Here is an 8,484-nt window from a genome sequence, read left to right on the forward strand (position 1 = left end):
ATATAAATTGGATAGCCTTTCTAAAATATATCGTAATCGAATAGAAGCGCGGTTTCAACCCGCTTCTATTCACCGATTAGAATCCCCGTCTTTTTAAAGCGGGGAGATGTCAAAAGTAGCTCAACAAATTACTGAACAGGCCCTACTACTTATTCAATCCTGGATTGATGGATAAAGTTGCTTGAGCTTGATTCGAGCCTCCTTTGCGCTAAATCGCCAATCTACCCATGATTGTGGCCAATCGTAAACGTTCCCCAGATGATAAGTGACAAACCACTTGATTATAAACTTCTTGGGCAGTAGTGGGCATGATAAAAAACTGATGACTGAATGCTTCTAGCTTAATATTCTTTACATAACTTGACAAGGAAAGGGCGAGGTAAAGGGGGAAAATAGATCGAGCTTGTCTTCATCTGCCTAACGATCATGTCTATTGTCACCCTTAACCCCTTCCAATCCCATCAAGATTTAGTCATCGATCCGGGTAAAATCACGGGATTACGGGGAAAAATCACCATCCCCGGCGATAAATCCATATCCCATCGCTCCCTGATGTTAGGGGCGATCGCCGAAGGAGAAACTGTTATTCATGGGTTATTATTGGGCGAAGATCCCCGCAGTACCGCTAGTTGTTTTCGTGCCATGGGTGTGGAAATTTCCCAACTCAACAGCGAGAAAGTAATCGTCAAAGGTAGGGGTTTAGGCAATCTTGAGGAACCCTTAGAAATCCTCGACGCGGGCAATTCCGGCACGACGATCCGCTTAATGTTAGGATTATTGGCCGGTCATCGGGACCGTTTTTTTGTCGTTACCGGCGATGCTTCCCTGCGATCGCGTCCCATGTCCAGGGTGGTGAAACCCCTCAAGGAAATGGGGGCGCAAATTTGGGGCAGAAAAGCCCATTCTTTGGCTCCTTTAGCCGTTTCTGGGGAATCTCTGCAACCGATCCACTACTATTCTCCCGTCGCTTCTGCACAGGTAAAATCCTGTCTTCTCCTCGCTGGACTGTTAACCGAGGGGAAAACCACGATCACGGAACCCGCTTTATCTCGCGATCACAGTGAACGGATGCTGCGCGCTTTTGGGGCGAATATTGAGGTGGATGGGGAGACTAATAGCGTCACGGTGACGGGTTATCCCACTTTAACTGGACAAACGGTGATCGTACCGGGAGATATCAGTTCGGCGGCCTTTTGGTTGGTAGCGGGGGCAATCGTGCCTAATTCCGAGTTATTAATCGAAAATGTGGGAATAAACCCGACTAGAACTGGAGTTTTACAGGTTTTACAGGCAATGGGGGCAGATATCACCCTCGAAAATCAACGGGTGGTGACGGGGGAACCAGTGGCGGATCTGCGGGTGAAATCCAGTCAACTACAGGCAACCACGATCGCCGGTGAGATTATACCCCGTCTGATCGATGAAATTCCGATTTTGGCAGTTGCGGCGGTTTTTGCCCAAGGAACGACAATTATCAAGGATGCCGAGGAATTACGGGTGAAGGAAAGCGATCGCCTGACAGGGATGGCCACCCAACTCGATCGCCTAGGGGCAAAAGTAACAGAATTACCCGATGGTTTAGAGATTACCGGCGGTACAGGCCTATTCGGCACGGCAGTGGACAGTTTTACCGATCATCGCATTGCCATGAGTCTAGCGATCGCTGCCCTCAATTCCCGTCAACCCACCACTATCCATCGCGCTGAAGCGGCCGGCATTTCTTACCCCGATTTTTTCAGCACCTTAAAGCAAATTTGTCAAGAGTGAAAATATTAAGTTTTTCTGCGAGTGGGCGAGGAGTAACTGGTACAATTGCGGGATAAATCACAGAGTAGTAGGCCGCCTGTGTGATAATCAAGTTCATCGATCGAGGTAGCGAAAAATAGAAGCGTCCCTAACTCCCATTTCCCTGAAAAATATCTCCCTATCTACCCCACTCCCGTCTTCTATTCCCCACCGATAATGGAAATCATCGCCCAATTAGAGAAAGTTTCCTATATTTATCCCGAATCCTCCAATCTAGTGCTTAAAAATATCTCTTTGGCAATTCATCGAGGAGAATTTTTAGGTATTATCGGGCCCACAGGTGCGGGAAAAACTACTCTCTGTTTAACTCTTAACGGTATTGTCCCCCAATTCTACGGAGGGCGTTTTTTTGGTTATGCAACAGTAGCCGGTTTAGACACTTTAACCCATCCCGTTAGCACCTTGGCCCGCTATGTGGGGGCAGTATTTGAAGATCCCGAAACGCAACTTTTAGCCACTTCGATAGAAAATGAAATCGCTTTTACCCTAGAAAATTTACGGCTACCGCGAGAGGAAATTAAAGCGCGTATTCCCAAAGTTTTAGCGGCAGTCCGGTTAGAGGGAATGGAAAAAAAATCCCCGGGGGAACTATCGGGAGGACAAAAACAACGATTAGCGATCGCCGCCGCTCTCGCAGTTCAGCCCGCTTTGTTAATTCTCGATGAACCCACCTCCCAACTGGATCCGGTGGGAGCCCAAGAAGTTTTCGCCACCATTAAGGAATTAAATCGCCATCTCGGTGTCACTATTGTGATGGTCTCCCACGCGGCCGAGGAAATGGCCGAATATGCCGATCGCCTGGTACTATTAAGGGAAGGTGCGATCGAAGCCATGGGAACCCCGGCAGAGATCTACTCCCAAGTACAGCGTTTACAGGAAAATGCCCTGCGTCCCCCGCAAGTGGCCACTACTTTTGCTTTGATCGATCAAAAAATCGGGGCGATTGAGTCCATTCCTGTCACCCTAGACCGCGGTTTTGCTGGTTTAAACGAGCTTAAATCCTTTTACCATCATAGCACCACAACCCCTCCATTATCGTCGGTTTCTGACCCCTTAAACCCCCTACTGAGGGTTAAAAATCTCTGCCATACCTATCCCGATGGTACTACCGCTTTGCGGGATGTTTCCCTCGATATTGCCGAAGGGGAATATCTGCTGATTATCGGTCAAAATGGCGCAGGAAAAAGCACTTTAGTCAAGCATTTTCTCAATCTTCTCTCGGCAACCACCGGTCAAGTTATGATTGATGGACGTTCGACCAATAGCTTTTCTGTCAGTGATTTAGCCCGATCGATCGGTTATGTGGCCCAAAATCCCGATAATCAGATTTTTAACACCACTGTGGAGAAAGAAGTATCATTTGCCCTGACTAATCTCGGTTATTCTCCAGAAATCGTTACCCAACGCACGGAAGCAAGTCTAGAAGCCATGGGATTGCTAGAATATCGCTCCTATCATCCTCTCTCCTTACCGAAAGGCGATCGAGCGCGGGTAGTGATTGCGGCAATTTTAGCCATGGAACCGCGTCTAGTTGTTTTCGATGAACCCACCACCGGCCAAGATTACCAAGGGGCTAAGGCAATTTTAGAGGTGAGTCGTCAATTACACCAGATGGGCAAAACGGTGGTTGTGATCACCCATCACCTCTATTTAATGCCAGAATACGCCGAAAGAGTAATTATTATGGGTCAAGGAACTATCCTTTTAGATGCCCCAATCCGGCAAGCTTATCATCAAACCGATCTCTTAGCCAAAACCTATCTAACTCCACCCCAAGCAGTTTTATTAGCACAAAAATTAGGACAACTTTCCGGTTATCCCAATTCTCTTCTAACTCCCCAGGAAATTGCCGATTGTTTTCAGAGGATTTAGCCTTGAGGCTATTTAACTGTTTCTAAAATCAACTTCGATCGCTTAATATTATCGGGTACAGGAATCGGATAATCGCCATTAAAACAAGCAGTACAGAAGGTTTTCGGCTCTTCCTTCGTTGCTGTTAACATCCCATCGTGACTGAGATAAGCTAAACTATCCACCCCGATTTGTGCCTGAATTTCCGCCACCGATTTAGTTGCCGCAATTAATTGCTCTTGGTTGTCCGTATCAATGCCATAAAAACAAGGATGAGTCACCGGAGGAGAAGATATTCTCATGTGAACTTCTCTTGCTCCGGCATCCCGTAAAGCTTTAACTAATTTCTGGCTAGTGGTTCCCCGCACGATCGAATCATCAACAATAATAACTCTTTTTCCCTGTAAAACATCCTTTAAAGGATTCAATTTCATCTTAATTCCCGACTCTCTCATGTGTTGGGTTGGTTGAATAAAAGTCCGTCCCACATAACGATTTTTAATCAATCCTTCCGCGTAGGGAATATCAGAAATGCGCGAAAATCCGATCGCAGCCGGAATACCCGAATCGGGAACTCCCATCACCATATCTGCTTCTACCGGCGACTCTTTGGCTAATTGTTCCCCCAAACGTACCCGATAAGTATATAAAGATTCCTCGTGGACAATGCTATCGGGACGGGCAAAATAAATCATCTCGAAAACGCATAATTTTTTCTCCGGTTTCATGGCCCAATCCACCGAAGATAAGCCATCTTCACTAATCCAAACTAATTCCCCCGGCTGCACATCCCGCAGATAATCGGCCCCGATAATATCTAATCCGCAGGTTTCCGAAGCTAAAACATAACGGGGGGGATGACCTTCTTCTTGCAAAACCCCAATTACTAAGGGTCTGACACCATTGGGATCCCGCGCCCCGATAATTCCCGTCGGTGTGCCGATAACAAGGCTGTAAGCCCCGCTACAATAGCTAAAGGCATCGATCGCCGCTTGTATCCAATCCTTGCCACTATCCACTTCCTGGCCGATAGCGACGGCGATCATTTCCGAGTCGGTGGTGCTGCCGAAATCACAACCGCGCTTTTCTAATACATTTCTTAACTCAAAAGTATTGACTAAATTGCCGTTATGTGCTAGGGAAAGTTTACCTAAACGGGTTTCGATCACAGCAGGTTGGGCATTGGCGCGACGGCTAGAACCAGTGGTAGAGTAACGAGTATGACCGACGGCGTGAGTACCCGGCAAGGTTTTAAGGACAGTTTCGTTAAAAACTTGGGAAACTAAGCCCATTTCTTTGTAACAATGCACCGTTTCCCCGTCGTAGGTGGCAATACCTGCCGATTCCTGTCCTCGGTGTTGCAGGGCATAGAGTCCGAAATAGGTCAGTTTTGCTACTTCTTCCTCGGGGGCATAGAGTCCAAAAACTCCACAGGCTTCTTCAGGCTTATCGACGCGGTTCAAGGATAGATATGAGTCGGGATGGCTAGACATGGGAAGGTTGGGGCTGCAGAATACTTTGGTAACAAAATCTTAACCGATCTTAATCTTCTTTTAACGATTTATTGATCAGCTATCAGCCTTTATTTATCGCTATAATTAGCCATCTTATCTAGCTGACGGCCTCAAGATTACAGTCTTCTTTCGATCGCTTTTGACCAAACTTGCTGTATAGTTTCTAGACTAACATTGATCGCCTGTTGTTTATTCCGGTCAAGAATCAAAAGATTATCGCTTTTTTCGCTAACTTTGCCGGTTATTTGCCAATAGTCTCCTAATTGTGTCTTTAGATATTCTTCCCAATCTTGCTGATTTTCGGGGGAAGCGGAGACGATAATGCAACTAGCTAATTCCCCGAATAACACCGCGTCAAAACGGCCCTGATTGTGCCAAGAAAGGTCAATTTCTGCCCCTAATTGGCCACTAATACAGCATTCTGCCAGAGCAATGGCTAAACCTCCCTCCGCGCAATCGTGGGCAGATTTCACCCAACCGGCGCGGATTCCCCGACGACAGGCCGCTTGTACCTTTCTTTCTAATTCAAAATCAATTACCGGCGGTTTTCCCGTCACCAAACCGTGAATAACGGCTAAATATTCGGAAGCGCCGATAGTTGGCAAGGAGAAACCCAAAATATAGATTAAATCCCCCGCTTTTTGCCAACCTTGGCCGCAAATTTGCCCGATATCCGGCACCAATCCCACCATCCCAATCACGGGAGTCGGATAAATAGACTGGGGGCTGCCAGCTGCATCAACGGTTTCGTTGTACAAAGAGACATTACCCCCAGTCACCGGTGTATTCATTTCCCGACAAGCTTCGGCAATCCCCTGACAAGCAGTGGCTAATTGCCAATAACCGATTGAATTCTCTGGACTTCCGAAATTGAGATTATCCGTGACAGCAATGGGGTCGGCCCCAACACAGCTAAGGTTTCTGGCCGCTTCCGCCACGGCCAACTTAGCTCCGTTATAGGGATCAAGATAAACGTATCGCGGATTACAATCTGTAGTCGCCGCTACACCTCGCCGAGAATTGGCGGGATTAGCACCCAGAGGACGCACGCGAATCACGGCTGCATCGGCCCCCCCGGGGAGAATAACGGTGTTATTCTGGACTTGATGATCATATTGACGATAAATCCAGCGTTTTGAGGCAATCGAGGGACTATCAAGCAGTTTTAATAAAATCTCGTTATAGGATTCGGGAATAGGAATCGTGCTATCTTGCCATAATTGAGCTTTTTGGGCGTATTCTGGCGGTTCTGTTAGTAATTCCCGATGATAAATCGGAGTATTATCCGCTAGGGCCGCGGCCGGAATTTCGGCGGCAATTTCCCCTTTAAATAATATACGGACGATCGGTTCGGCAATTACCTGGCCAGCGACCACAGCCTGAAGTCCCCAACGATGGAAAATCTCGATTAATTCGCCTTCTCGTCCCGATGCTGCCACAAATAACATTCTTTCTTGGGATTCCGACAGCAGATATTCGTAGGGAACCATCCCGGTTTCCCGGACGGGTATTTTATCGAGGTCTAATTCAATTCCCACCCCTCCCTTGGCCGCCATCTCGGAGGTAGAACAGGTGATCCCAGCGGCCCCCATATCCTGGGCCGCCACCACCGCGCCGGTCTTAAATGCCTCTAAACAAGCTTCTATCAGGGATTTTTCCAGAAAAGGGTCGCCCACTTGCACCGCGGGCCGGTCATCCATAGATTTATCGGTTAATTCGGCACTGGCAAAACTTGCCCCTCCCATACCGTCGCGGCCGGTGGTAGAACCAACGTATAAAACCGGGTTTCCCAGGCCTTTTGCCCCGGATTTGACGATTTCCTCGGTTTCCATTAGCCCTAAAGCCATGGCATTAACGAGGGGATTGCCATTGTAAGCATTATCAAAGTAGATCTCACCGCCCACCGTGGCAACGCCCACACTATTGCCATAATGACTTATTCCTTCCACGACTCCGGCAAAAATGCGACGATTGCGGGCATCTTCCAAGTTACCAAAACGGAGGGAGTTGAGGATAGCAATGGGACGGGCCCCCATGGTAAAAATATCGCGCAGGATGCCTCCGACTCCGGTAGCGGCACCTTGGAACGGTTCCACCGCAGAAGGATGATTATGGGACTCGATTTTAAAGGCTAATCGCAATCCATCGCCTAAATCCACTACTCCGGCATTTTCCCCCGGACCGACGAGAATTTTTTCGCCGGTGGTGGGGAATTGTTTGAGCAGCGGCCGGGAGTTTTTATAACAGCAGTGTTCCGACCACATCACGCCAAACATCCCTAATTCGGCTTTGTTGGGGTGTCTTCCCAGTCTTTTGACTATTTCTTCGTATTCTTCGGGTTTGATGCCTTCTGAGGCAATTTCTGCGGCAGTGAAGGGGGTAGTCATGGGACAATGCGATCGAGGGACAACATTCATTGTATAACGTCTGATGAGATCGAGTTACAATGCTTAGTAAAAGACAAAAAAGTTAAAAGGGTTTGCGCTAGTAAAGTTAAGCTAAAGACATAGTTTTATGATCAGTTGGAACGAAACTATGGCAGTAGAAACAGCTTTATCAATGAAAGCCTTATACGATCAGGATTTTGTTCTCTGGGCTTCAAAAACCGCCGAACTTTTAAAGCTAAAAAAGTTTGATGAGGTGGACTGGGAAAATCTGATCGAGGAAGTGGAGTGCCTGGGGAAAAGTGACAGACGGGCTGTAGAAAGTTTATTAACCCGACTTATCGAACACCTGTTTAAGTTAGCTTATCACAAATCGGAACGGGAGCGAGAACGCAACGTCTGTCACTGGGTAAGAGAAATCGCCGGTTTCCGAACTCAACTAGGAGAGTGGCTAGAAACTACTACTCTCACCAACCACGCGCGGGATTATTTTCAAAAAGCCTACTCGAACGCTCGGAAAACTTTAATACAAGCGAAAGCAGTCACTCGCGACGCGATTCCTGTCGAGCCTCCTTTCTCCCTCGAACAGGTATTAGATGGGGATTGGTTCCCGATTGATATCGATCATTACTTCGACGATTTTCCTTTTACTTAGACCCATGTTATCCTGATAATATTGGCTTTCAAAACTGAAATATGGATGCCCTGATTCAAGAACTGGAAATTAAACTGCGTCAATGGCAACCGGCAACTGTTAAACAGGTGCGACGTTATCTTGTCGAGATTAGACCTCTTGCATAATTTTTTTATGGTATAATGGAGGGTTTTGCTTTTTTCTCAATTCTTAGATTGAAGTGGAAAAAAGAATAAAATGTGATCTTAGGTCAGGAAATCATCTATAATTTTGCTATGTTTATTAGCAAAATTAT

Annotated in this window: 5 protein-coding genes; 3 read left to right on the top strand and 2 right to left on the bottom strand. The window is 47.0% G+C overall.

From position 1 onward, the window contains the following. Positions 1-426: 426 nt before the first annotated feature. Both aroA and H6G48_RS06010 read left to right on the top strand, forming a co-directional pair. The gene (aroA, locus tag H6G48_RS06005; protein ID WP_190720075.1) at positions 427-1,767 is read left to right on the top strand and encodes a 3-phosphoshikimate 1-carboxyvinyltransferase; all 1,341 of its coding nucleotides are present in this window, start codon (positions 427-429) and stop codon (positions 1,765-1,767) included. Positions 1,768-1,962: 195 nt separating this feature from the next. Further along, positions 1,963-3,678: an ABC transporter ATP-binding protein gene (locus tag H6G48_RS06010; RefSeq protein WP_190720077.1), complete on the top strand. Its 1,716-nt coding sequence runs from the start codon at positions 1,963-1,965 to the stop codon at positions 3,676-3,678. 8 nt (positions 3,679-3,686) lie between these two features. Here the strand turns inward: H6G48_RS06010 and purF are convergent, their stop codons facing one another. Together purF and purL are read right to left on the bottom strand one after the other, a co-directional pair. Next, positions 3,687-5,150, bottom strand: a complete 1,464-nt coding sequence (gene purF, locus H6G48_RS06015; RefSeq protein WP_190720081.1) for an amidophosphoribosyltransferase — start codon at positions 5,148-5,150, stop codon at positions 3,687-3,689. A gap of 137 nt (positions 5,151-5,287) precedes the next feature. Further along, positions 5,288-7,558 (bottom strand): phosphoribosylformylglycinamidine synthase subunit PurL, encoded by a 2,271-nt coding sequence (gene purL, locus H6G48_RS06020; protein WP_190720087.1) that lies wholly within the window; start codon positions 7,556-7,558, stop codon positions 5,288-5,290. 148 nt (positions 7,559-7,706) lie between these two features. On the opposite strand from purL, the gene H6G48_RS06025 reads away from it, so the two are divergent. Next, positions 7,707-8,210: a DUF29 domain-containing protein gene (locus tag H6G48_RS06025; RefSeq protein WP_190720084.1), complete on the top strand. Its 504-nt coding sequence runs from the start codon at positions 7,707-7,709 to the stop codon at positions 8,208-8,210. The last annotated feature ends 274 nt before the right edge of the window (positions 8,211-8,484 follow it).

It is taken from the genome of Microcystis flos-aquae FACHB-1344 (assembly GCF_014698375.1).
GTDB classification, from domain to species: Bacteria; Cyanobacteriota; Cyanobacteriia; order Cyanobacteriales; family Microcystaceae; genus Microcystis; species Microcystis aeruginosa.

Bases quoted from the DNA above. Each gene is read 5' to 3' on its own strand.
- aroA (WP_190720075.1), top strand. From the start codon at position 427: ATGTCTATTGTCACCCTTAACCCCTTCCAATCCCATCAAGATTTAGTC.
- H6G48_RS06010 (WP_190720077.1), top strand. From the start codon at position 1,963: ATGGAAATCATCGCCCAATTAGAGAAAGTTTCCTATATTTATCCCGAA.
- purF (WP_190720081.1), bottom strand. From the start codon at position 5,150: ATGTCTAGCCATCCCGACTCATATCTATCCTTGAACCGCGTCGATAAG.
- purL (WP_190720087.1), bottom strand. From the start codon at position 7,558: ATGACTACCCCCTTCACTGCCGCAGAAATTGCCTCAGAAGGCATCAAA.
- H6G48_RS06025 (WP_190720084.1), top strand. From the start codon at position 7,707: ATGGCAGTAGAAACAGCTTTATCAATGAAAGCCTTATACGATCAGGAT.